The organism is Buttiauxella cochleicola (assembly GCF_021282405.1).
Taxonomy (GTDB): domain Bacteria; phylum Pseudomonadota; class Gammaproteobacteria; order Enterobacterales; family Enterobacteriaceae; genus Buttiauxella; species Buttiauxella massiliensis.
In genome coordinates this window covers 1-23,438 of record NZ_JAJSOU010000020.1, presented here as the reverse complement: position 1 = coordinate 23,438, position 23,438 = coordinate 1, and the positions used below count along the sequence as shown (strand labels likewise).

General features: G+C 49.3%; 20 protein-coding genes and 1 tRNA gene. 10 read left to right on the top strand and 11 right to left on the bottom strand.

The features are described 5' to 3' along the window. Positions 1–153 precede the first annotated feature (153 nt). From ilvN to leuO, 3 genes are all read right to left on the bottom strand, one after another. The gene (gene ilvN / locus LVQ79_RS20255) at positions 154–645 is read right to left on the bottom strand and encodes an acetolactate synthase small subunit (RefSeq protein ID WP_034460956.1); all 492 of its coding nucleotides are present in this window, start codon (positions 643–645) and stop codon (positions 154–156) included. 2 nt (positions 646–647) lie between these two features. Further along, positions 648–2,372, bottom strand: a complete 1,725-nt coding sequence (gene ilvI / locus LVQ79_RS20250) for an acetolactate synthase 3 large subunit (protein WP_064516169.1) — start codon at positions 2,370–2,372, stop codon at positions 648–650. A 411-nt stretch (positions 2,373–2,783) separates the two neighbouring features. Next, positions 2,784–3,728, bottom strand: a complete 945-nt coding sequence (gene leuO / locus LVQ79_RS20245) for a transcriptional regulator LeuO (RefSeq protein WP_151994942.1) — start codon at positions 3,726–3,728, stop codon at positions 2,784–2,786. Between the two features lie 843 nt (positions 3,729–4,571). On the opposite strand from leuO, the gene leuA reads away from it, so the two are divergent. From leuA to leuD, 4 genes are read left to right on the top strand one after another with little or no spacing between them, the layout of a single operon-like run. Continuing rightward, the gene (gene leuA, locus LVQ79_RS20240) at positions 4,572–6,143 is read left to right on the top strand and encodes a 2-isopropylmalate synthase (protein WP_232866367.1); all 1,572 of its coding nucleotides are present in this window, start codon (positions 4,572–4,574) and stop codon (positions 6,141–6,143) included. A 1-nt stretch (position 6,144) separates the two neighbouring features. Next, a complete protein-coding gene (leuB, locus tag LVQ79_RS20235) occupies positions 6,145–7,236 on the top strand; it encodes a 3-isopropylmalate dehydrogenase (protein ID WP_232866365.1) in 1,092 nt (363 codons plus the stop codon). 2 nt (positions 7,237–7,238) lie between these two features. Continuing rightward, positions 7,239–8,639, top strand: coding sequence for a 3-isopropylmalate dehydratase large subunit (gene leuC, locus LVQ79_RS20230; RefSeq protein ID WP_232866363.1), 1,401 nt, complete (start codon positions 7,239–7,241; stop codon positions 8,637–8,639). A gap of 11 nt (positions 8,640–8,650) precedes the next feature. Continuing rightward, complete coding sequence (gene leuD, locus LVQ79_RS20225; protein ID WP_232866361.1) at positions 8,651–9,256, top strand: 3-isopropylmalate dehydratase small subunit; 606 nt, start codon at positions 8,651–8,653, stop codon at positions 9,254–9,256. Positions 9,257–9,395: 139 nt separating this feature from the next. Here the strand turns inward: leuD and LVQ79_RS20220 are convergent, their stop codons facing one another. From LVQ79_RS20220 to trmB, 3 genes are read right to left on the bottom strand one after another with little or no spacing between them, the layout of a single operon-like run. Continuing rightward, a complete protein-coding gene (locus LVQ79_RS20220; protein WP_034493335.1) occupies positions 9,396–10,112 on the bottom strand; it encodes a YggN family protein in 717 nt (238 codons plus the stop codon). 54 nt (positions 10,113–10,166) lie between these two features. Beyond that, positions 10,167–10,493: a YggL family protein gene (locus LVQ79_RS20215; protein ID WP_064516156.1), complete on the bottom strand. Its 327-nt coding sequence runs from the start codon at positions 10,491–10,493 to the stop codon at positions 10,167–10,169. Continuing rightward, positions 10,493–11,212 (bottom strand): tRNA (guanosine(46)-N7)-methyltransferase TrmB, encoded by a 720-nt coding sequence (trmB, locus tag LVQ79_RS20210; protein WP_232866420.1) that lies wholly within the window; start codon positions 11,210–11,212, stop codon positions 10,493–10,495. Before trmB ends, LVQ79_RS20215 begins: the two co-directional genes overlap by 1 nt. A 151-nt stretch (positions 11,213–11,363) precedes the next feature. Here trmB and mutY point away from each other — a divergent pair, with 151 nt between their 5' ends. The 4 genes from mutY to LVQ79_RS20190 all read left to right on the top strand — a co-directional run bounded on the left by mutY (position 11,364) and on the right by LVQ79_RS20190 (position 15,374). Further along, the gene (gene mutY / locus LVQ79_RS20205; RefSeq protein ID WP_232866359.1) at positions 11,364–12,449 is read left to right on the top strand and encodes an A/G-specific adenine glycosylase; all 1,086 of its coding nucleotides are present in this window, start codon (positions 11,364–11,366) and stop codon (positions 12,447–12,449) included. 2 nt (positions 12,450–12,451) lie between these two features. Beyond that, positions 12,452–12,724: an oxidative damage protection protein gene (locus tag LVQ79_RS20200; protein ID WP_034460971.1), complete on the top strand. Its 273-nt coding sequence runs from the start codon at positions 12,452–12,454 to the stop codon at positions 12,722–12,724. A 63-nt stretch (positions 12,725–12,787) separates the two neighbouring features. Next, positions 12,788–13,864, top strand: a complete 1,077-nt coding sequence (gene mltC / locus LVQ79_RS20195) for a membrane-bound lytic murein transglycosylase MltC (RefSeq protein WP_064516152.1) — start codon at positions 12,788–12,790, stop codon at positions 13,862–13,864. A 256-nt stretch (positions 13,865–14,120) separates the two neighbouring features. Next, on the top strand, positions 14,121–15,374 hold the full coding sequence (locus LVQ79_RS20190) for a nucleoside permease (RefSeq protein WP_232866357.1): 1,254 nt from the start codon (positions 14,121–14,123) through the stop codon (positions 15,372–15,374). A 140-nt stretch (positions 15,375–15,514) separates the two neighbouring features. On the opposite strand, the gene LVQ79_RS20185 is transcribed toward LVQ79_RS20190, so the two are convergent. Next, on the bottom strand, positions 15,515–17,650 hold the full coding sequence (locus tag LVQ79_RS20185; RefSeq protein ID WP_232866356.1) for an ornithine decarboxylase: 2,136 nt from the start codon (positions 17,648–17,650) through the stop codon (positions 15,515–15,517). A gap of 436 nt (positions 17,651–18,086) precedes the next feature. On the opposite strand from LVQ79_RS20185, the gene LVQ79_RS20180 reads away from it, so the two are divergent. Then, a tRNA-Phe gene (locus LVQ79_RS20180) sits at positions 18,087–18,162 on the top strand. A gap of 218 nt (positions 18,163–18,380) precedes the next feature. On the opposite strand, the gene LVQ79_RS20175 is transcribed toward LVQ79_RS20180, so the two are convergent. Then, entirely contained in the window at positions 18,381–18,737 is a 357-nt protein-coding gene (locus LVQ79_RS20175) for a TehB family protein (RefSeq protein ID WP_232866354.1), read from the bottom strand. A gap of 235 nt (positions 18,738–18,972) precedes the next feature. Between LVQ79_RS20175 and LVQ79_RS20170 the strand changes: the two genes are divergently transcribed. Further along, complete coding sequence (locus LVQ79_RS20170; RefSeq protein ID WP_232866352.1) at positions 18,973–20,334, top strand: HdeD family acid-resistance protein; 1,362 nt, start codon at positions 18,973–18,975, stop codon at positions 20,332–20,334. A gap of 2 nt (positions 20,335–20,336) precedes the next feature. On the opposite strand, the gene LVQ79_RS20165 is transcribed toward LVQ79_RS20170, so the two are convergent. The 3 genes from LVQ79_RS20165 to LVQ79_RS20155 all read right to left on the bottom strand — a co-directional run bounded on the left by LVQ79_RS20165 (position 20,337) and on the right by LVQ79_RS20155 (position 23,166). Further along, complete coding sequence (locus tag LVQ79_RS20165; RefSeq protein ID WP_232866350.1) at positions 20,337–21,695, bottom strand: 8-oxoguanine deaminase; 1,359 nt, start codon at positions 21,693–21,695, stop codon at positions 20,337–20,339. A 205-nt stretch (positions 21,696–21,900) separates the two neighbouring features. Further along, positions 21,901–22,431, bottom strand: a complete 531-nt coding sequence (locus tag LVQ79_RS20160; RefSeq protein WP_232866348.1) for an OmpH family outer membrane protein — start codon at positions 22,429–22,431, stop codon at positions 21,901–21,903. Between the two features lie 174 nt (positions 22,432–22,605). Beyond that, positions 22,606–23,166 carry an NlpC/P60 family protein gene (locus LVQ79_RS20155; protein ID WP_232866346.1) on the bottom strand — a complete coding sequence of 187 codons (561 nt, stop codon included), beginning with the start codon at positions 23,164–23,166 and terminating at the stop codon, positions 22,606–22,608. Positions 23,167–23,438: the final 272 nt, after the last annotated feature.

The following is a 23,438-nucleotide window of genomic DNA, read 5'->3' as shown; positions in this document are numbered from 1 at the left end:
TCCATAACCATACCCTGGTCATGGTTTCATTTTTATCATCTAAGCGCAGAATAATACCTCGGGCAACCGCTTTTGCTGGCAGTTGCTGCGCTATTTGCAAAAAAAAACCCGGTACGTGTTTTACCGGGTTTTTTATTTAGCCGCCATTACAGGCTAGCGCATAATCTTATCGCCACGCGATACGCCCACAATACCTGAGCGTGCGACTTCCACAATCTTAGCCACTTCACGAATGGTATTCAGGAATGCGTCCAGTTTGTCGCTAGTCCCTGCCAGTTGAACCGTGTAGAGCGTTGGTGTGACATCAATGATTTGCCCACGAAAGATTTCCGCGTTGCGTTTCACTTCTTCACGCCCGTAACCACTCGCCTGCACTTTTACCAGCATGATTTCACGCTCGACATGCGCCCCTTGCACCAGTTCGCTGACACGCAGGACATCCACCAGTTTATGCAGCTGCTTTTCAATCTGCTCCAGCACTTTCGCATCACCAACCGTTTGGATAGTCATGCGAGACAGTGTGGGATCGTCAGTTGGAGCCACGGTCAGACTTTCAATGTTGTAACCGCGCTGAGCAAATAAGCCTATTACACGGGACAGCGCCCCGGACTCATTTTCGAGTAATACAGATAATATCCGGCGCATAATCAGGTTCTCTCCGTTTTGCTTAACCACATCTCATCCATACCACCGCCACGGATCTGCATCGGGTACACATGCTCAGTGCCATCAACTGCGACGTCGACAAATACCAGACGCTGGTTACGCACGGCCTCCAGCGCTTCGATCAACTTGCTTTCCAGCTCATGCGGCTCGTTAATGTTGATCCCTACATGCCCATAAGCTTCCGCAACGCGCACAAAATCAGGTAAAGACTCCATATAGGATTGAGAATGGCGGCCAGAGTAAATCATGTCCTGCCACTGTTTCACCATACCGAGATAACGGTTGTTGAGGTTAAGCACCAATACCGGCAAACCATATTGCAGCGCGGTAGAGAGTTCCTGGATATTCATTTGAATACTGCCATCACCCGTAACGCAAACCACGGTCTCGTCTGGCAATGCCAGCTTCACACCCAGTGCGGCTGGCAAACCAAAGCCCATAGTGCCGAGACCGCCAGAGTTAATCCAACGGCGAGGTTTATCAAAGGTGTAATAAAGTGCAGCAAACATTTGGTGCTGACCGACATCAGAGGTGACGTAAGCCTCACCTTTGGTCAGACGATAGATAGTTTCAATAACCGCCTGTGGCTTAATCTTATCGCTTGTTCTGTCAAACTCCAGGCACTGGCGTGCACGCCATTGCTCAATCTGTTGCCACCAGTCACGGATATCATCGCAGGACTGCGACGTATCTTCCTGCGCCATCAACTCCAACATTTGCTGTAAAACCTGACGCGCATCGCCAACAATAGGAATATCCGCACCGACAGTTTTAGAAATAGAAGTTGGGTCGATATCAATGTGCAGCACTGTCGCATTCGGGCAGTACTTCGCGAGATTGTTGGTGGTGCGGTCATCAAAGCGCACACCAACTCCGAAAATCACGTCAGAGTTGTGCATCACCATGTTAGCTTCATAAGTTCCGTGCATCCCCAGCATGCCTAATGCCTGGCGATGAGTCCCTGGAAACACGCCAAGACCCATTAACGAGGAGACGACCGGAATATTCAGCTTCTGGGCTAGTTCAAGCAGTTCATCATGACAGGCAGAAGTGATCGCACCGCCACCGACATACATGACCGGCTTTTTCGCCGCCAGCAAGGTTTGCAATGCGCGCTTAATCTGCCCTTTGTGACCTTGAGTGGTCGGGTTATAAGAACGCATACTGACTGTTTCGGGGTAGCTGTAAGGGAACTTATTTGCCGGACTCATGATGTCTTTTGGCAAATCGACCACAACCGGTCCTGGGCGGCCACTTGCTGCAAGCCAGAAGGCTTTTTTGATGATGCCAGGAATGTCTTCTGCTTGTTTGACTAAAAAGCTGTGTTTCACGACCGGGCGCGAAATCCCCACCATGTCGCATTCCTGGAATGCATCATAGCCAATCAGCGATGTTGCAACCTGACCAGAAAGCACCACCATTGGAATGGAATCCATGTAAGCCGTAGCAATGCCGGTGATTGCGTTTGTAGCACCTGGACCGGATGTCACCAGCACGACCCCCACTTCACCGGTTGCACGCGCCAGGCCATCAGCCATATGCACTGCCGCTTGTTCATGGCGTACCAGTACGTGATCAATGCCACCAATAGTATGAAGCGCATCATAGATATCGAGTACTGCGCCTCCTGGGTAACCGAATACATGTTTAACGCCCTGATCGATAAGCGATCGGACGACCATCTCGGCTCCTGACAACATCTCCATGGTTTGCCTCCAGGCTTACGTGTTTGACCGACCACCGAAATCATTTCGGCTAAGTCGTTGAGGCAGGTTGTTGCGCCCTGCATATGTCTTTTTATTATTGATAGTTGCCTAACATAACCGTTGAAAATCTGGCAATCAATTGCCAATCTTCAAGCCTCAAACAAGGATTTTTTTACGAACACTACAAAACCCTCGAGTGACAGAGTTAAGCTCTGACCATAAGCAGAAATTATGAATGAAAATACCATGGATGGTGGCTTTGCAGGATAAATCTAATTAGCGCACGATTTATCATATGTTCTGGAGAGAAAGCACAAAAACAACTAAAGAAGAAAAAACTATAAAGGCTAATAATAGAAGGATAACCGGATAGTTCTAACCATCCGGATTACTCAGACAAGGATTCTAAATCTACTTACTGCACACTGTAGTCAGTAATTTTTCCATCCATTGATGCCCTTTATCGCGCCCTGCTGCTTCATGCCACGATAAATAACAAGTAGCGGTATTTTCTTTAAGCGGCAGTGTGAATGTTTGTAAATTCAGCGAGTCAGAAAACTCCTCAGCTAACCAGCGTGGTGCTATCGCAACCAGTTGAGTCTGCGACACAATATTTAAAACGCTGATCATTGCCATCCCTTGATAAGCAATACAGGCCAGTTTATCTGCTGTTTGATACCATGGTGCACTGAATGATGCAAAGCGATCCAGAGAAACAACCGCATGTTTTTCGTTATAAACGTCTTCTTCAGTTAATGGTTTAACTAAGCGTGGATTTTTCTTACTCGCCACCAGAACCATTTCATCTTCAAATAGTGGAATACATGTGAACTCAGGTCGACGAAATTCAGAATAGCTAATAACAAACTCTGTTTCCTGATAACGTAATTGGTGTTCAATATCTTTATTTAAAGACGATTTAAAGAGCAACTGAATACCTGGCGCAAAGCGTTTCACATTATTAAAGATAACAGAGGTTAAAAAATTATCTAAAGGGCTGCTAACACAAATGTTAAACACCCTTTCACTGCTGCTCGGGTCGAAACCTGCTCCTGGTAACTCATTCTGTACCAGCTGCAATGCCTGGCGAATGGAGCCAAACAGTTGGAAGGCGCGAGCCGTAGGCTGAATGCCTCGGCCATAACGTACGAATAGCTCATCATTGAACATTATTTTCAACCGGGCTACCGCATTACTCACTGCGGGCTGAGACATCCCCAGGGTTTGAGCAGCACGGGTAATATTCTGCACTTGCATAACAGCATCAAATACAGTTAATAAATTTAAATCAACAGAACGTAGTTGAGGTTTAAACCCATCATGAACTGTTGGTTGTTCTACATAATTATCAGACATGGCAAACTCCACTAAGATGGTTCGTCCTTTTTCACAGATTAACTCTGTGGGCTATCCCTATTATCACTTGCTAAGCAGAACATGCTGATCAATACAATTGAAAACATTATTTAAAAATAAAAATAAAATTTTTAATTCACGTTTCCTGACACGCCAACACGGCTTCAGCTACTGACAAGTCTGGTATAACTATAAAGATGTATATAACTTTTTTGTGTCAGTTGATTTCCTGAACATGCTAATGAAATCACAAAATGACTTATCGCACAATGATTCACCTAATGAATTATATATCAACCATGGATGACATCGCTGGTCGGAAACAATAGTTCTACTGAGAATCGAGTGATAAGGAAAGGAGATAAATTCCTAAAATAGGATTCTTGCCTTGATTAACCCTCGTAAATCATAATCATGATGAATAACACTGGTAATAAACACATTTATTTTTAATTGTTTCTGACGATTTCATTTTTACATAAAACGGTAAACAGTCCTTTTCCATACCTTTTATAAATATTATGAAAAATTGATATACCAGCACAAATAACTGACCGTCACACCCACCTTACTATCGCCAAAACTGTGCCTGAGAGAATCGATTGTTGACACAGCAGGGCAGATCAAGTACCAATAAATGCATAACGAATTCACTTGGGGCTTGAAAACATGATTCGCACCATTCGCCTACTAGGTCTACTACTAAACGCAACTTCTTTGCGCGGTAGGCTGGTGGGCGAAATCGAGCGTTGATTCAAGCCATCAGACAGAAAAAACCCGCGCCACTGCGCGGGTTTTTTTATGCTCGTAGCAAGGGCCCCTAAGACGAGAAAGGACCACAACATGAGCCAACAAGTCATTATTTTCGATACCACTTTGCGTGATGGTGAGCAGGCATTACAGGCAAGTCTGAGTGTAAAAGAGAAGCTGCAAATTGCGATGGCACTGGAACGTATGGGTGTTGACGTAATGGAAGTCGGTTTCCCTGTTTCCTCTCCTGGTGACTTCGAATCCGTACAAACCATCGCCCGCAACATCAAAAATAGCCGTGTGTGTGGCCTCGCTCGTTGTGTAGATAAAGATATCGATGTTGCCGCCGAGGCGCTGAGGATTGCCGAAGCATTCCGTATTCATGTGTTTCTGGCCACGTCCACCATGCACATCGAAACCAAATTACGAAGTACCTTCGATGATGTTTTAGCTCGTGCAGTCAATTCTGTTAAACGCGCCCGTAACTACACCGACGACGTAGAGTTCTCATGTGAAGATGCTGGCCGTACTCCAATCGATAACCTGTGCCGTATAGTAGAAGCAGCCATTGGCGCAGGCGCTACAACTATCAACATTCCAGACACTGTGGGCTACACCACTCCAGTCCAGTTCGGCGGTATTATTCAGACTTTGTATAACCGCGTCCCTAACATTGATAAAGCGATTATCTCTGTCCACTGCCACGACGATTTGGGCATGGCAACAGGCAACTCTATCGCAGCAATTCAGGCCGGTGCCCGTCAGGTTGAAGGCACACTGAACGGTATAGGCGAACGTGCCGGTAACACTGCGCTGGAAGAAGTCATCATGGCGATTAAAGTACGCGGCCAAATGTTGGGTGTGCATACCAATATCAATCACCATGAAATCTATCGCACCAGCCAGATTGTCAGCCAGCTGTGCAACATGCCAATCCCGTCGAACAAAGCAGTTGTCGGTTCAAACGCATTCGCCCACTCCTCCGGTATTCACCAGGATGGCGTGCTGAAAAACCGCGAAAACTACGAAATCATGACGCCGGAAACCATCGGCTTGAACCAGGTGCAATTGAACCTGACCTCCCGCTCGGGCCGCGCCGCAGTGAAACACCGTATGGAAGAGATGGGCTATAAAGAAGCCGACTACAATCTGGACTCTTTGTACGACGCGTTCCTGAAGCTGGCCGACAAAAAAGGCCAGGTCTTTGACTACGATTTGGAAGCATTGGCCTTCATCGGCAAGCAGCAGGAAGAACCAGAACATTTCCGCATGGAATATTTCAACGTGCAGTCGGGTTCAAGCGTGATCTCCACCGCTTCAGTTCAATTGCAGTGTGGCGAAGAAACACATTCAGAAGCCGCTACCGGCAACGGGCCGGTTGATGCCGTCTACCAGGCGATTAATCGCATCACAAATTACGACGTTGAACTGGTGAAATACCAGTTGTCGGCGAAGGGCCAGGGCAAAGACGCTTTGGGCCAGGTTGATATCGTTGTGACCCACAAAGGCCGCCGTTTCCATGGCGTAGGTCTGGCGACCGACATCGTTGAATCTTCGGCGAAAGCGATGATTAACGTGCTGAATAACATCTGGCGTGCTGGCATCGTCGAAAAAGAATTGCAACGCAAAGCTCATAATAAAGAAAATAATCAGGAAACCGTGTGACATGTCAAAAACTCATCATATAGCAATATTGCCGGGTGACGGCATTGGCCCAGAAGTTATGGCTCAGGCGCTGAAAGTGCTGGATGCAGTTCGTAAGCGCTTCGATATGCGGATTACCACCAGTCAATATGACGTAGGTGGCATTGCTATCGACCGCCACGGCAACCCGCTGCCACCCGTTACCGTTGAAGGCTGCGAGCAAGCAGACGCAATTCTTTTCGGCTCCGTGGGCGGCCCTAAGTGGGAACACCTGCCTCCGGCCGAGCAGCCAGAGCGTGGCGCATTATTGCCGCTGCGTAAGCACTTTAAGTTGTTCAGTAACCTGCGCCCTGCTCGCCTGTACCAGGGTCTGGAAGAGTTTTGCCCACTGCGTGCTGACATCGCCGCGAACGGCTTTGACATTCTGTGTGTGCGTGAACTGACTGGCGGGATCTACTTCGGCCAGCCGAAAGGCCGTGAAGGCTCCGGCATGCACGAGAAAGCATTTGATACCGAAGTGTATTACCGCTTTGAGATCGAGCGTATTGCACGCATCGCTTTCGAGTCGGCCCGTAAACGTCGCAGCATCGTCACCTCAATTGATAAAGCGAACGTGCTGCAATCGTCGGTGATGTGGCGCGAAATCGTCGGCGAAATCGCGAAAGAATACCCGGACGTTGAGTTGGCACACATGTACATCGACAACGCCACCATGCAGCTGATTAAAGACCCGTCGCAGTTTGACGTGCTGCTGTGCTCCAACCTGTTTGGCGACATTCTGTCTGACGAATGCGCGATGATCACCGGCTCCATGGGCATGCTGCCATCGGCAAGCCTGAACGAGCAAGGTTTCGGCCTGTACGAACCTGCGGGCGGTTCCGCGCCTGATATCGCAGGTAAAAATATTGCTAACCCAATTGCGCAGATCCTGTCTCTGGCTCTGTTACTGCGCTACAGCCTGGATGCTGAAGAGGCCGCTTTGGCCATCGAAAACGCTATCAACCTTGCGCTGGAAGAAGGTTTCCGTACCGGCGACCTGGCTCGTGATGGCAACGCAATCAGCACCGACGAAATGGGCGATACCATTGCTCGCTTCGTGGCAGAGGGGAAATAATCATGGCGAAGACGTTATATCAAAAATTGTACGATGCTCATGTCGTTTACGAAGCCGTGGATGAAACGCCACTGCTGTATATCGACCGTCATCTGGTGCACGAAGTGACCTCCCCGCAGGCGTTTGATGGCCTGCGGGCCCATAAGCGCCCGGTGCGTCAGCCAGGCAAAACTTTTGCCACCATGGACCACAACGTTTCTACGCAGACTAAAGACATCAACGCTTCCGGCGAAATGGCCCGTATTCAGATGCAGGAATTGATGAAAAACTGCAAAGAATTCGGCGTTGAATTATATGACCTGAACCACCCGTTCCAGGGCATCGTTCACGTGATGGGGCCGGAGCAAGGCATTACGTTGCCGGGCATGACCATCGTGTGTGGTGACTCCCACACCGCGACCCACGGCGCATTTGGCGCGCTGGCGTTTGGTATCGGCACTTCCGAAGTTGAACATGTGCTGGCGACGCAAACCCTGAAACAGGGCCGCGCCAAAACCATGAAGATTGAAGTGACCGGCACAGCGGCACCTGGCATCACCGCGAAAGACATCGTGCTGGCGATTATTGGCAAAACCGGTAGCGCTGGCGGCACCGGGCACGTGGTGGAATTCTGCGGTAGCGCGATTCAGGCGCTGTCGATGGAAGGCCGTATGACGCTGTGTAACATGGCTATCGAAATGGGTGCCAAAGCAGGCATCGTGGCACCAGACGAAATCACCTTTAACTATGTGAAAGGCCGTCTGCATGCCCCGAAAGCCGCCGACTGGGACGACGCCGTGGCTTACTGGAAAACCTTCAGCACTGACGAAGGCGCGAAATTCGACACCATCGTCACACTGGACGCCGCAGAAATCGCTCCGCAAGTCACCTGGGGGACCAACCCAGGCCAGGTGATTTCCGTTACCGAAAACATCCCGAATCCAGAATCGTTCGCTGACCCGGTAGAACGCGCTTCTGCCGAGAAAGCGCTGGCGTACATGGGCCTGAAACCCGGCATTCCATTAACCGAAGTCGCTATCGACAAAGTGTTTATTGGTTCATGCACCAACTCACGTATCGAAGATTTGCGTGCCGCAGCCGAAATCGCCAAAGGTCGAAAAGTCGCACCAGGCGTGCAGGCGTTAGTGGTTCCAGGTTCTGGCCCGGTAAAAGCACAGGCGGAAGCGGAAGGTCTGGATAAGATTTTCATCGAAGCCGGTTTTGAATGGCGCTTGCCAGGCTGCTCGATGTGCCTGGCGATGAACAACGACCGCCTGGAACCGGGCGAGCGTTGTGCTTCTACCAGCAACCGTAACTTTGAAGGCCGCCAGGGCCGCGGTGGCCGCACTCATTTGGTTAGCCCGGCAATGGCCGCCGCAGCCGCTGTATCCGGTCACTTTGCTGACATCCGCACGTTGAAATAAAGGAAAACACCATGGCAGAGAAATTTATCCAACATACCGGCCTGGTCGTTCCGCTGGATGCCGCAAACGTTGATACCGACGCAATCATTCCTAAGCAATTTTTGCAGAAGGTGACCCGCACTGGTTTTGGTGCTCACTTGTTTAACGACTGGCGTTTTCTGGATGATGCAGGCCAAAAGCCTAATCCAGAATTCGTGCTGAACTTCCCGGAGTTTAAGGGCGCTTCTATTTTGCTGGCGCGAGAAAACTTCGGCTGCGGTTCTTCCCGTGAACACGCGCCGTGGGCGTTGACTGATTACGGTTTCAAAGTGGTTATCGCGCCAAGTTTTGCGGATATTTTCTACGGCAACTCATTCAACAACCAGTTACTGCCGGTGACGTTGAGCGAAGCAGAAGTCGATGAGTTGTTCAAACTGGTCGCGGCCAATCCAGGTATAAAATTCGTTGTCGACCTGGAAGCGCAGACGGTGATTGCGGGTGAGAAAAGCTATTCATTTAATATCGATACTTTCCGCCGCCACTGCATGTTAGAAGGGCTGGATAGTATTGGCCTGACGTTGCAGCACGAAGGTTCAATTTCTGCTTACGAGCAGAAACAACCGGTGTTTATGCGTTAACAGACTCCAATTCTTATACCCAAAATAATTCGAGCTGCATCGAGGCGGCAAGTGTTCGAGGCCCAGGGAGCTTACATAAGTAAGTGACCTGGGCGAGGACACGCAGCCAACAAAGAGGCAGCTTGAAGTATGAAGGGTATTACTTCAGCGTTTCGACCAACCCCTTCCGCTGCCCTTCCAGCGTCACCACTTTGCTACACACATCGCGGCCAAACTGCTCGAAATCTTTTTCCTGATTCTTCCACTCGTTTTGAATAGAAGTCTGTAAGCCACCGAGGCTACCCAGCACGCCTTGCAGCGGATTGCCGCCACCTTTCAAAACGGCTTTCGCACCCATCTCGTTGATGCTGTCCTGCAAGATGCCGCCCATCGCCTGATTCACCAGTTGTTGCCCTTCGGAGCGCACTTGATCAATCGCTTTATAGTGGAAGGTTAAACCATCCGGGCGAGTCTCGATGATTCGGTTCATCTGCTGCTTGAGTTGCGCGTCGAGCTTCGTCAGACGGCCACGCATATTGCTGCTTTCACCCACTTCTTTAGCGATGATCTTATCGAGCGCAACGCGCCCTTTTTCAACGCGAGCCAACGCGCCGTTGTTGATCCATGGGAGATCGGTGCGCAACGCTTTCTGGTAATCCAGAGCCAACTGGCGCTGCGTTGCGTTTAATGTGTGTGGCTTGCCGTTAAATTGCAGGCTGCCATCCGGGGCAATAACCAGATTGCCATTTTCACCCACAACCTGAACGGACTGCGGGTTAATAACCACGTCATCGCGAGGCGTGACGCTGCATTTATAATCGGCCTGCGCCTGCATCGCGGTTAGCAGCAGAACGCCCATCAGAGCCTTACGAATCATAGTTACTCCTGAAAAAAAGGGCCGGTTCTCACCAGCCCATTTGTTCTATTTCAATCAATCCCACCAGACATCAAACAGATCGCTGGTGCGAACGTCTTCAGCCTTGTGATCTTCAAGCCATTTGCGCACCAGAGCCTGATGCTCTTCGGTGCATTTGCCGATTTCCTGCAGGCAAATTAAGCCTTCCCAGGAAAGGTGGCCGCCGCCATCAAAAGCCAGACCATTTTTATCGATCACTTCATCGATGAATTCATCAACGATTTTATCGATTTGTTCTTCGGAGGTGCCTTCCGGGAAACGCCATGCAACAGAGAACCCCACTTCCTGGAATTCGTCGATGTGCATTTTCTTACGCAAACGACGGCTACGATTAATTGCCATTACTTTACCCTCTCGAACATTAAGTCCCATACGCCGTGACCAAGACGATGGCCACGTTGTTCAAATTTGGTCACCGGACGTGAATCCGGGCGTGGTACGTAGTCGTTAGTCTCTGACTGGTTTTGATAACCGTCGACAGAGGACATCACTTCGAGCATGTGTTCAGCATAAGGTTCCCAATCGGTCGCCATATGGAACACACCTCCCAGTTTCAGTTTGCTTTTCACAAACTCGGCAAACGGCACCTGAACGATACGGCGCTTATTATGACGCGCTTTGTGCCACGGATCAGGGAAAAAGAGCTGAACCATGGATAAAGAATTGTCAGGAACCATTTTTTGCAGCACTTCCACCGCGTCGTGACACATCACGCGCAGGTTCTCAACGCCCTCTTCATGAGCGGTCGCAAGGCATGCGCCCACGCCCGGCGAGTGCACTTCAATGCCTAAAAAGTTCTGCTGTGGATTAGCCTTCGCCATTGCCACCAGCGACGTGCCCATGCCAAAACCGATTTCCAGCGTGACTGGCGCTTCGCGGCCAAACAGCTCGGCAAAATCAACAGGCGCGTCTTGATATTCAACGCCCATCACCGGCCAATAGTTTTCCAGTGCGAATTCCTGGCCCTTAGTCAGGCGGCCCTGGCGGCGCACAAAACTACGAATCCGGCGCATTGCGCGGCCTTCTTCATTAAATTCCGGTGAGATGACGTCATTTTTCATGGTGTTCAGGCTTTCGTTAGTGTTCGGGAAACGGGCATTATCCAAAGTTAATGATGAGAAGCAAGCACCAGAAAGTTCCGGTTTACAGCACGGAGTCGTCTGTGCTGGAATCAGCCCCCTAATTTATATTCTTATCGGATGCCAGGTAACAATGACACATGCGCCGCAATTCTCCCACCAGGTTCTCGACTGGTATCAAAAATACGGCCGCAAAACACTGCCATGGCAACTCGAAAAAACGCCTTATAAAGTATGGCTGTCTGAGGTGATGTTGCAACAAACCCAGGTTGCGACCGTCATTCCTTACTTTGAGCGCTTTATGGAGCGCTTCCCGACGGTCACCGATCTCGCCAATGCCCCGCTCGACGAAGTACTGCATCTGTGGACGGGTCTGGGTTATTACGCCCGCGCCAGAAACCTGCATAAAGCGGCGCAAATGGTGGCGAACCAGCATGGCGGCATTTTTCCGGAAACCTTTGAAGAAGTGTCTGCACTGCCAGGCGTTGGGCGCTCGACTGCGGGTGCGATTCTTTCTCTGTCGCTCGGTAAACACTTCCCGATTCTCGATGGCAACGTAAAACGCGTGCTTGCACGTTGTTATGCCATTGGAGGCTGGCCGGGTAAAAAAGATGTTGAGAAGAAACTTTGGGATATCAGTGAGCAAGTCACGCCCGCGCAAGGTGTGAGCCAGTTTAACCAGGCAATGATGGATCTTGGGGCGATAGTTTGTACCCGCTCGAAACCAAAATGCGAACTTTGCCCGGTGAATAATATCTGTGTGGCCTGGGCCAATAACAGTTGGGCCAGTTATCCAGGTAAGAAGCCTAAAGTCACAATACCGGAACGCACAGGGTATTTACTGATGATGCAGCACCAGGACAGCGTACTGCTTGCCCAGCGTCCACCGGTTGGTCTGTGGGGTGGCTTGTACTGTTTCCCACAATTCGAAACCGAAAATGAACTGCGCGACTGGCTGGCACAACACCAGATTCCAGCAGATAATCTCACGCAATTAACCGCCTTCCGCCATACATTCAGCCACTTTCATTTGGACATCGTCCCAATGTGGCTCCCAGTGCCTTCATTTAGTGGGTGCATGGATGAAGGAACAGCTCTCTGGTATAACTTAGCGCAGCCACCGTCCGTAGGACTGGCGGCCCCTGTAGAACGTTTATTACAGCAATTGCACGCCGAGCCGGTAGTCGTAAAAGCGGCCCGAGCCGTTGAAGAGGAATAATGATGAGCAGAACTATTTTTTGTACTTACCTACAACGTGACGCAGAAGGCCAGGATTTCCAACTTTATCCAGGCGAACTTGGCAAACGTATTTATAACGAAATTTCTAAAGAAGCGTGGGCGTTATGGCAGGCAAAGCAAACCATGCTGATTAACGAACGTAAAATGAGCATGATGAATCCAGAGCATCGCAAAGAGCTGGAAGCTGAAATGGTCAATTTCCTGTTCGAAGGCAAAGAAGTGCACATCGAAGGCTACACGCCGCCAGAAAAATAAAAATACGAGGGCCATCGGCCCTTATGCAAACCAACAAGCACAAGCATACGTATACACGGAACGATGAAAAAATTTCTCGCGCTAGCTCTGGTTGTCCCGTTGCTCATCTCCTGTTCGAGCAAAAAAGATGATTCCTATAACGAAGCTTTTGTTAAGGATACTAATGGTTTCGATATTTTGATGGGGCAATTTGCTCACAACATTGAAAATATCTGGGGTATGAAGGAAGTATTGATTGCGGGTCCAAAAGACTACGTAAAATATACTGACCAATACCTGACACGTAGCCACATCAACTTTGATGACGGTACGATTACCATTGAAACCATTGCTGGCACCGATCCTGCGGCGCACCTGCGCCAGGCGATCATCACTACTTTGCTGATGGGTGACGACCCTGGTTCTATCGATCTTTATTCCGATGCCAACGATGTGTTGATCTCCAAACAACCATTCCTGTATGGCCAGGTTGTTGATAACACCGGTCAGGCAATTCGCTGGGAAGGCCGCGCTGCCAAATTTGCTGACTATCTGCTGCAAACTCGCCTGAAAAGCCGTAGTACCGGGCTTAAAATTGTTTATAGCGTGACTATCAATCTGGTACCAAACCACCTTGATAAACGTGCACATAAATATATCGGCATGGTGCGTAAAGCATCGAAGAAATACGGTGTCGATGAATCGTTGATTCTGGCCATTATGCAGACTGAATCAAGCTTCAACCCATACGCAGTAAGCCACGCAGACGCGCTCGGTTTGATGCAAGTTGTACAGCACAGCGCAGGGGTTGATGTATTTAAATCTCAGGGGAAATGGGGCAAGCCAAGCCGCAGCTACTTGTTTGATCCTGAAAGCAATATCGATACGGGTACTGCTTATCTGGCCATTTTGCAAAATAGCTACCTGAGTGGAATTGATAACCCAACATCACGTCGCTACGCTGTGATAACTGCTTATAACGGCGGTGCGGGTAGTGTTCTGCGCGTGTTCAACAACGACAAGAACCGTGCCTACAACATTATCAACAGTATGGATCCGGGCGATGTGTATCAGACTCTTACTACACGCCACCCTTCAGCGGAATCACGCAACTATCTATACAAAGTGAATACCGCACAGAAGAGTTACCGCCGACGCTAATTTCTGATGCTTGTCCTATCTCCCACCAGCCGTTTCTACGGTGGGAGATATCACTCTCCCTCCGGTTTATCGCCTGATTGCGCAAAAAGTGTAACCTAAATCACTATTCTCGAATGCAATTCGAAGATGTTTTCATTTATTTGCTGAATGTACCAAAAATTACTTCACGGCACTGCTAATGTTACTTTCACAACATATTTCATGTCATATGTTAGAAATGAAACATTCAACACCAAAATCCTGTGAGGAAATTTACATGAACCTTAAGCTGCAGCTAAAAATACTTTCGTTTCTGCAGTTCTGCCTGTGGGGGAGTTGGCTCACTACGCTCGGCTCCTATATGTTCGTCACCCTCAAGTTCGATGGCGCAGCTATCGGCGCGGTGTACAGTTCGTTAGGTATTGCGGCGGTATTCATGCCGACGTTACTCGGCATTATCGCGGACAAATGGGTTAGTGCGCGCTGGCTCTACGCGGCTTGCCATATTGTCGGTGCCATCACCTTGTATTTCGCCGCACAGGTCACAACGCCAAGCGCGATGTTCATCGTCATTCTGCTGAACTCGCTGGCCTATATGCCAACGCTTGGGCTGGTGAACACGATTTCTTACTATCGCCTGCAATCAGCGGGAATGGACATCGTCAGTGACTTCCCGCCGATCCGTATCTGGGGAACCATTGGCTTTATCTTCGCCATGTGGGGCGTGAGCTTCTCAGGCTTTGAACTCAGCCACATGCAGCTTTATATCGGTGCAATCTTATCTGTGGTGCTGGCGTTGTTCACTCTGACGCTGCCGCATATTCCGGTTGCCAACGCGCAGAAAAACCAGAGCTGGAGCTCAATGTTAGGGCTGGATGCCTTTGCGCTATTCAAAAACAAACGCATGGCGATTTTCTTCATCTTCTCCATGCTGTTAGGCGCCGAGCTGCAAATTACCAATATGTTCGGCAACACCTTCCTGCACAGCTTTGACCAGAACCCACTGTTCGCCAGCAGCTTTATTGTCGAACATGCGTCGGTGCTGATGTCTATTTCGCAGATTTCTGAAACCGTATTTATCCTGACGATTCCGTTCTTCCTGATTCGTTACGGCATTAAAAACGTGATGCTTATCAGTATCGTGGCGTGGATGCTGCGCTTTGGTCTGTTTGCCTTTGGCGACCCATCACCAATGGGTACTGTGTTGCTGGTGATGTCGATGATCGTCTACGGCTGTGCCTTCGACTTCTTCAACATTTCCGGTTCAGTATTCGTTGAAAAAGAGGTGAGACCAGAAATCCGTGCCAGTGCACAGGGCATGTTCCTGATGATGACTAACGGTTTTGGTTGCATCCTGGGCGGGATTGTCAGCGGTAAAGTGGTGGAGAACTACACTACGGCGGGGATTACCGATTGGCAAAGCGTATGGCTGATTTTCGCCGGTTATTCACTGGTGCTGGCCTTCGCCTTCGTCGCCCTGTTCAAATATAAACATGTCAGGACGCCAGCGGCCATTCAGCCAGCAGTCTGATAGTTCAGGGATTGCTTCAATAACCTAAATAATTCGAGGTGCAGGCAGGCGACCAGACCGTTAGTCCCCAGGAGCATAGGTAACTATGTGACTGGGGTGCACGGGTGCAGTCAACACACCTGCAACTTGAAGTATGACGGTTATTTCATCATATATCCGTACAAACGCTTAATTCCGTCGGCATCCGTTTCGCTATACACGCCCTGCAACTCCGGCGAGAAGCCCGGCAACATATTCACGCCCTCTTCAAGCGCCAGGAAATAACGCAACGCGGCACTGCCCCAGACTTCGCCTGGCACCACACAAAGCACGCCCGGTGGGTACGGCAACGCTCCCTCCGCTGCAATACGCCCTTCTGACTGACTCAGGCGCACCAGTTCCACATTGCCGCGAATAAACTCGCTGTTGGCATCCTGTGGGTTCATGGCAACGGCAGGGAAACTGGCTTTACGGAACATCGCTTTTTGCAGATCCTTCACTTCAAAGCTGACGTAAAGATCGTGCATCTCCTGGCAAAGTTGACGCAGCGTGTAGCCTTTATAGCGTTGGGAATACTTCTGATAGATCGTCGGCAACACATCCACCAGCGGCGTATCATCTTCAATATGCTGTTCAAATTGCGCTAGCATCGCTACCAAATGCGCCATCTTCTCCGCACTTTCCGCAGGTGTCAGCAGGAAAAGAATTGAGTTGAGATCTGCTTTTTCGGGGACAATACCGTTTTCACGCAGGTAGTTTGCAAGAATCGCGGCAGGTACGCCGAAGTCTGTATATTGCCCAGTTTGGGGATCGATCCCCGGCGTAGTCAGCAGCAGCTTGCAAGGATCGACAAAGTATTCATCCTGCGCATAGCCTTCAAAACCATGCCACTTCTCACCCGGCTCAAAGCTAAAGAAACGACGTTCCTGGGCAATTGCTGTAGTTGGGTGATCCTGCCACGGTCTGTCCGCAACTACCGGTGGAATAAACGGTTTGATCATCTTGCAGTTAGCGATGATCGCTTTGCGCGCTTCAATACCCAGATCGACACACTCAGCCCACAGGCGGCGGCCGCTCTCCCCTTCGTGAATTTTCGCATTCACATCAAGAGCCGCAAACAGCGGGTAGAACGGACTGGTTGAAGCGTGAAGCATGAAAGCATTGTTCAGCCGCTTGTGTGGGCAAAAACGCGCTTGCCCGCGCAAATGGTTATCTTTCTTGTGGATCTGCGAAGTTTGCGAGAATCCAGCCTGCTGTTTATGCACCGATTGCGTAACAAAAATGCCTGGATCATTTTCGTTAAGATCCAACAGCAGTGGCGAGCAATCAGCCATCATCGGGATGAATTGCTCATAACCCACCCAGGCTGAATCAAACAGAATGTAATCGCAAAGATGGCCGATGTTATCCACTACCTGGCGTGCGTTATAAACCGTGCCGTCATAAGTACCGAGCTGGATAATTGCAAGACGGAACGGGCGTTTTTGCTGAGCACGTTCTGGTGCAACTTCTGCAATCAATTCACGCAAATACTTTTCATCAAAGCAGTGCGCGTCTATTCCACCGATAAAACCAAATGGGTTGCGAGACGCCTCCAGATAAACCGGCGTCGCCCCCGCCTGAATCAATGCACCGTGATGGTTTGATTTATGGTTATTGCGATCGAATAGGACCAAATCGCCACGGGTCAGCAACGCATTGGTCACGACTTTGTTTGCAGCCGAGGTGCCGTTTAAAACGAAGTAAGTTTTATCGGCATTAAATACTTTGGCGGCAAACTTCTGTGCATGTTTGGCCGACCCTTCATGGATCAGCAAATCCCCGAGTTTAACGTCGGCGTTGCACATATCAGCGCGGAATAGATTCTCACCGAAGAAATCATAGAACTGCCGCCCTGCCGGGTGCTTTTTGAAAAACTCACCATGTTGGTGGCCCGGGCAGGCAAAAGTGCTGTTTTCCATCGCGACATATTTCGTCAACGTATCGAAAAACGGAGGAAGCAAGCCTTCTTCATAATCTGTTGCGGCGGTTTCGAGCTCCAGATATTCCTGCGCTTTGCCGGTGATCAGTCCCGTAATACCTTCCTGCTCGCTTGACCAGGCATCAGCCGCTAGAAAAACGGGTATCGAAAAACCAGTCCGTTTTAGCAACGCAAGAATACCGCTGCGGCTATCGGCTACAGAAAGAACAACAGCGGCAATATCGGTGAAGTCTGTGCTATCAAGCGCAACCACTTCACGATGCGTGGACAGAGTTGCAACCACATCGTGGCTGGCGGCAATTTTTAAAGATTTCATATGCACAAATCCCAGAGGTCAAGGATGAGTGAGTGCCTTATGGCACAGCAAAGGGAGCATTCCCCGGCGAATGTGTCTTGATGGTCTGAAGGATAATACCCACTCCGACCGCCAGACATCAGTAAAAACAGGCATCGCCTGATTTTACTGATGTCCTACAGTGAAGGTGCGTTGCCCTCACCGCATGGTGAGCAAGGGTCTTCGGGATACGAACGAGAGGTGAACGAGCGCCATCGAGAGATGTCGGTAAACATTGACTATAAACATCAATAAGCGCCCCGTTGCAGATGTGTGAAAAACGGCGCAATCATGGCACCTTCTGACCTGTGGTTCAAGACAGCGCTGCTACCTGGAGCACATTATTCGTGCAAACGCACGGCTTATTAACACAAAACCGTTGACGCCAAACGGCCTTTACGGTTTAATGCGCCCCGTTGCCCGGATAGCTCAGTCGGTAGAGCAGGGGATTGAAAATCCCCGTGTCCTTGGTTCGATTCCGAGTCCGGGCACCACATTTAGAAGAACCCGCCTATGGCGGGTTTTTTGCTTTCTGGGATTCGGACTCTCCATCGAACTTCGTTCGATTACTCGTCGCATCCATGCGACTCGCCCTGCGGGCCAGCGCAAGCGCTGTTCAAAAACGTTCCCGACGTTTTTGTCCGAGTCCGGGCACCACTATTTAAAGAAACCAGCCTACGGGCTGGTTTTTTGCTTTATGGGATTCAGGAATTCAACTTTTCGCCGTATTCACCACTTGCCCGAACCCCTTCCCTTCAAGCTCTGCTTCTGGAGCCGCAAAAAAATCAATATTGAAATATGTGTCTTCGGTAAGCAGTTCAATACGGTGCCAATATTGCGGCGGGCTTACGCCAAAATGACCTTCCTCAATAATCACTTCTATCTCAGCAACGGTGTCATTTTCATTTTTGAAGCCGATATATTTGACCGCTCCTGCCATTACAGACAGACGCCCATAAACATTTTTTTTGGTGTTGTGATGGGTGAGCAAAGCTTTAGGAACCGAGTCTTTGTTCCAGAATGGAGTTGAACGAGTGTGTTTGTAATCTGCCGGGATACGAGCTGCCATAGTGTTCTCCAGAAATAAAAAGTATCTGGATGATAAAGAGCAACATGCATGCCACTTATTTATCACATTGTATTTAAAGGAATTATTAAAAAAAGCAATGACTAATAAAGTCATTATGACAATAAAAAAACGGTCAAAATGACTGCATTGAGTCATTTTGACTATTTCAGGTATTAGCGCACGTTACCCGTGGGTGGGCTATATATTTGAAAGATTCAGTTTTGGATTTCTCCTCATGATGCGGCTAACAATGATCCTGCTTGGTGTTGATTTCCTGCGCTCCCACTGGCGCGGGCTGCGCCGTTTCGGCTGGGTTACGCTAATTGCCGGCGTGGTGATATTCATTGATGCGCTGGATGGTACGCTGTTCTTCCCTATCGAACCTTTTGCCTGCTTAATGCTGGTCGAAGGATGTGCGACGCTGATGGTTGCTCATAGCGGTATGGGCGGGCAGCGTGTGCTGCGCTACGTAAAAGGTGGGGCATTTACTGTCGCTGCGCTGTTGATTCTGGCGGGTCACCATGACGGAAACTTCGTATTAGCAATGATCTTCGGCACGCTATTTATGTTTGATGGTGCGCTGCAAATTGCCTCTGCATTAGTGGTGCGCTATCGGCGCTGGCGGCCAGCTTTATGGGGCGGAATTGTCGAAATCGCACTGGCAATATTCTTTTTCCAGCCCTGGCCCTCGCACTATGCAGGTACGGCTCCTTACTGCCTCGGGCTGGGCCTGGCTTTTGCGGGCTGGAATATGTTTATCCTCGCTAACCGCGTTAAAAGCGCCGCTGCAAACCCTGGGCTTAAAGGTGCGGTCTTTATGGAAGAAGCTGATGTTCCGCCGCTTAAGGTCGTGGAATGGGACGGGCCACCGGGTGACGATGAAAAAGCACTGACAGTTCATGTCTGGACACCTGCTGGCTCAGCCCCGAGCGAGACAATTCCCCGCCCGGTGATTAGCCGTTATATCGCCGCAGTCGACCGCAACGGGGTTATCTCAACCGGCCATGCAGCCATTGAGTCCCCAGGTGGAATTTACATCAGCCTCTACCCTGCCGAGCTAATTGACCAGTCGCCCGACGAGTTCGCCCGCCTGTTGCGCGCAACCCCGGAAAACAACGTTGCAGGATTATTTCAGCCAGATTATGCGACTGAGGCCGCAAAGTGGTGCCCATCCACAAGAAAAGTGCGTATCCGCAATTACAACGAAGCAAAGCTGAAAGCATTCTGGGAGAGTTATCGCCAGAATGAGTCCTACAACCTGACGTACCGCAATTGTTCCAGCAGTGTAGCGCGAGCTTTAGAGGCCGCGCTCGAAGGGTCAGTTGGACGATTGTGGCACAAACGAGGGTTCTGGATGGCAATGGGGAAACTGATGTCTACCCCAGAGCTTTGGGTGGCGTTACAACTACGCAAACGAGCTGAAACCATGGCCTGGACACCGGGCCTGGTTCTGGATTACGCCCGTGCCCTGAGTATGCTTGCCGACCCACGACCAACAGGTTGGTTTAACACCACAAGCCGGGCGCTGAAAAAGATGTTTAACCGCCGTATTGCCTGGGGAAAAGGGAAAAGCGGCGAAGAGGCCGCTGAAGAGTAGCGCTAAACACCTGCCACTAATTTTGCCGCGGCACGGCGATGACGAGAAATCAGATCCGGCACATCAAGACCGATGATATTACCCTGTGTCACGCGCCACTTCCCGCCGACCATTACATGTTCAGCCTTTTCCGCGCCGCATAACAACAGCGCGGAGATGGCATCATGACTGCCGCTAAAACGCAGTTCATCCTGAGCAAACAAGGCTAAATCAGCCTGCTTCCCAACGGCAATTTCACCGATATCAGTGCGCCCGATGAGTTTCGCTGAACCTTGCGCCGCCCAACCCAGCACCCGCTGCGGAGTAATGGCTTCAGCGCCATAACGAAGGCGTTGTAGATAGAGTGCCTGCCGCGCTTCATACATTATGTTTGAAGCATCGTTAGATGCAGATCCATCCACGCCAAGCCCCACTGCGGCACCTGCATTTTCTAAATCCACTGTCGGACACATGCCTGATGCCAGGCGCATATTGGAAACCGGACAATGGCAAACGCCAACTCCCGCACGCCCAAGCCGTTGAATCTCACGCTCATCAAAGTGAATACCATGTGCAAGCCAGGTTCTGTCATTAAGCCAACCTACGCTTTCCAGATAATCCACAGTTCGTAGGCCGAAACGTTGCAGGCAGAAGTTCTCTTCATCCAGTGTTTCAGCCAAATGAGTATGCAAACGCACATCTTCTTTCTGAGCAAGTTGGGCGCTGTCGCGCATGATTTCGGTAGTTACGGAAAACGGTGAGCATGGCGCGAGGGCTATTTGTAGCCACGCTCCTTCCCCTCGCTGATGGTAGCGTTTAATCAACCGTTCGCTGTCGCGTAAAATTGTCTCCGCCTGCTGTACGGTGTGCCGTGGAGGCAAACCGCCTTCGTCTTCACCAAGGCTCATCGAGCCACGCGTTAACACCGCACGCATCCCCAGTGCGCCAACCACATCCACCTGCACATCAATCGCCTCTTCCATTCCCTGCGGAAAAAGATAGTGATGATCCGTGGTGGTGGTGCAGCCAGAAAGCAGCAGCTCTGCCATTGCGACTTTGCTGGCAAGAGCCAAGGCTTCAGCATCGAGACGAGCCCAAATGGGGTAAAGCTGCTTTAACCACGGGAATAGTGGCACGTTAACCACTGGAGCCCAGGCGCGCGTCAGAGTTTGGTAGAAATGATGATGTGTATTGATAAGGCCGGGCAGTAGCACGAGATCGCGGGCGTCGAACACCGCATCGCAAGGCACGGAAGGCTCGCCACCAGCAGGAATTAATTCACGGATAACCGCACCTTCAATCACCACGCCACCGGAGGCATCTTGTGTATTAGCGGTAAAAACTGCGTTGGGTTTTTTGATCCACAAACGTTGTGCAGTCATAACTGGCTCCTGAAAATGAAGATAAAGGGAAGCCAGCTCAGTTATGGCCTGTCTGCTGATCCAGGCATTGCTCAGGCAATTGACGCCATTCTACCCAGGAATTTTGAGCAGTATTATCGCATTTACTTATGGGGGGTTTTGACAGGAGCTCTTGGATGAATTGAAGCTTCGCTGAGTATCTCAACGAAGCTTTTTACTTACTGGGCTATTTTGCAGCCGGTCCACTCGCTTTAACGGCGAAATCTGGCAGTTTTGGGAATTCTAGTTTTGTAGTTTTAAGCTTCTGGGTCAGATCGGCACTGACATCCAGTTCTGGTGAAACTGACATCGCTACTTGTGTCGGTAAAATCACGCCAATTTTCTTGTCGTTACGGTAAGCATCGGTCGCACTCTTCAATGCAGCCATCACCACATTACGCGCAGCTTGTTGCTGCCCTTTCCATTGTTGTGTAAGAACATTTCTATCCGCTTTTCGCGCGGCATCAACTTTATTCGCAGGCATACTGATGTAATTCTTTTCAGCCAATTGCTGACCCTTGTGCAAACTTTCATTCACAGCTTTGAGGTGATCCTGCTCTTGCTTCAGCAAACCAGAATCTACTAAGACCATTTCTACATTTACAAATTTCACTGACGCTTCTCCTGCTTGTTTTGCATCACAACCTATGAGCATCGTACCCGCAACAAGGACCACCATTACTGCACCCGCCATACGGTGAATTAAATTTCTTTTCATTTAATAACAATCTCGTTGGAAATAAGAATATAAATCTCATGGACTTATATTCAAACCAAATACATTAATACGATCTCATTCATTGAATACATAAGTTAGAATGAATATTTCAAAAAGAATGGCCATAATAATGTTGGTGAAAGCAAAATAAAACCTCAGAAATATTATTTATATTCAGCCAATCATTTTTAAACGCCGAGCCGTTTCATAATGATCCATCCAGTAACGGTTAGCCAGTGTGGAAATGGTTACTCCCACGCTGCTTGAGGCATGGATAAACTGGTTATTACCGACATACACGCCAACATGGCGGGTGCCCGGAGAAGTTTGAAAAAAGACTAAATCGCCTGGTTTAAGCTTTTCTTTATTGACGTGCTCACCATTTTGAATTTGCTGAGTTGTGGTTCTTGGCAAAGACTTGTGGAAAGAATCACTAAAAATATGCTGCATGAGTGCAGAGCAATCCACACCTTTATGTGTGGTACCACCAAAACGATAGTGTGTACCTTTCCAATTGGAAAATTCAGCCAATATAGCGGACCTGATATTATTAGAAGTTGTTTTTCTATCATCCTTTATAAATGAGGCATGCTTAGAAAACACATCTTTATTAGAAAGGTTTTTAACCCCTAATGATGCAAATTCCTTTGGCATATTAAAAGCAAAGGAATTTGCACTAATAACTAAAGGGATAATTAAAAGTGAAGCGGTAATGATTTTTTTAAACAAATACATGAGTCATATCTTTTTTGAAGGCAAATACTGTATTACTGAATCTTCAGCAACGTGGCGAACAACTCCTTTTGGGTGAGCAAATAATAAACAGTGCTGAGTGTTAATCCAGCAGATAATCAGTCCATTTTTAGATTTGGCTTTTTTTAGAGACTGTAATTAAAATTGTGTATCTGCCTGTTTTTGATATGTTCACTCCAACAACGGAGACAGGCAAATTATGGACGAAAAGAAACTTAAAGCCCTTGCGGCTGAACTGGCTAAAGGTCTTAAAA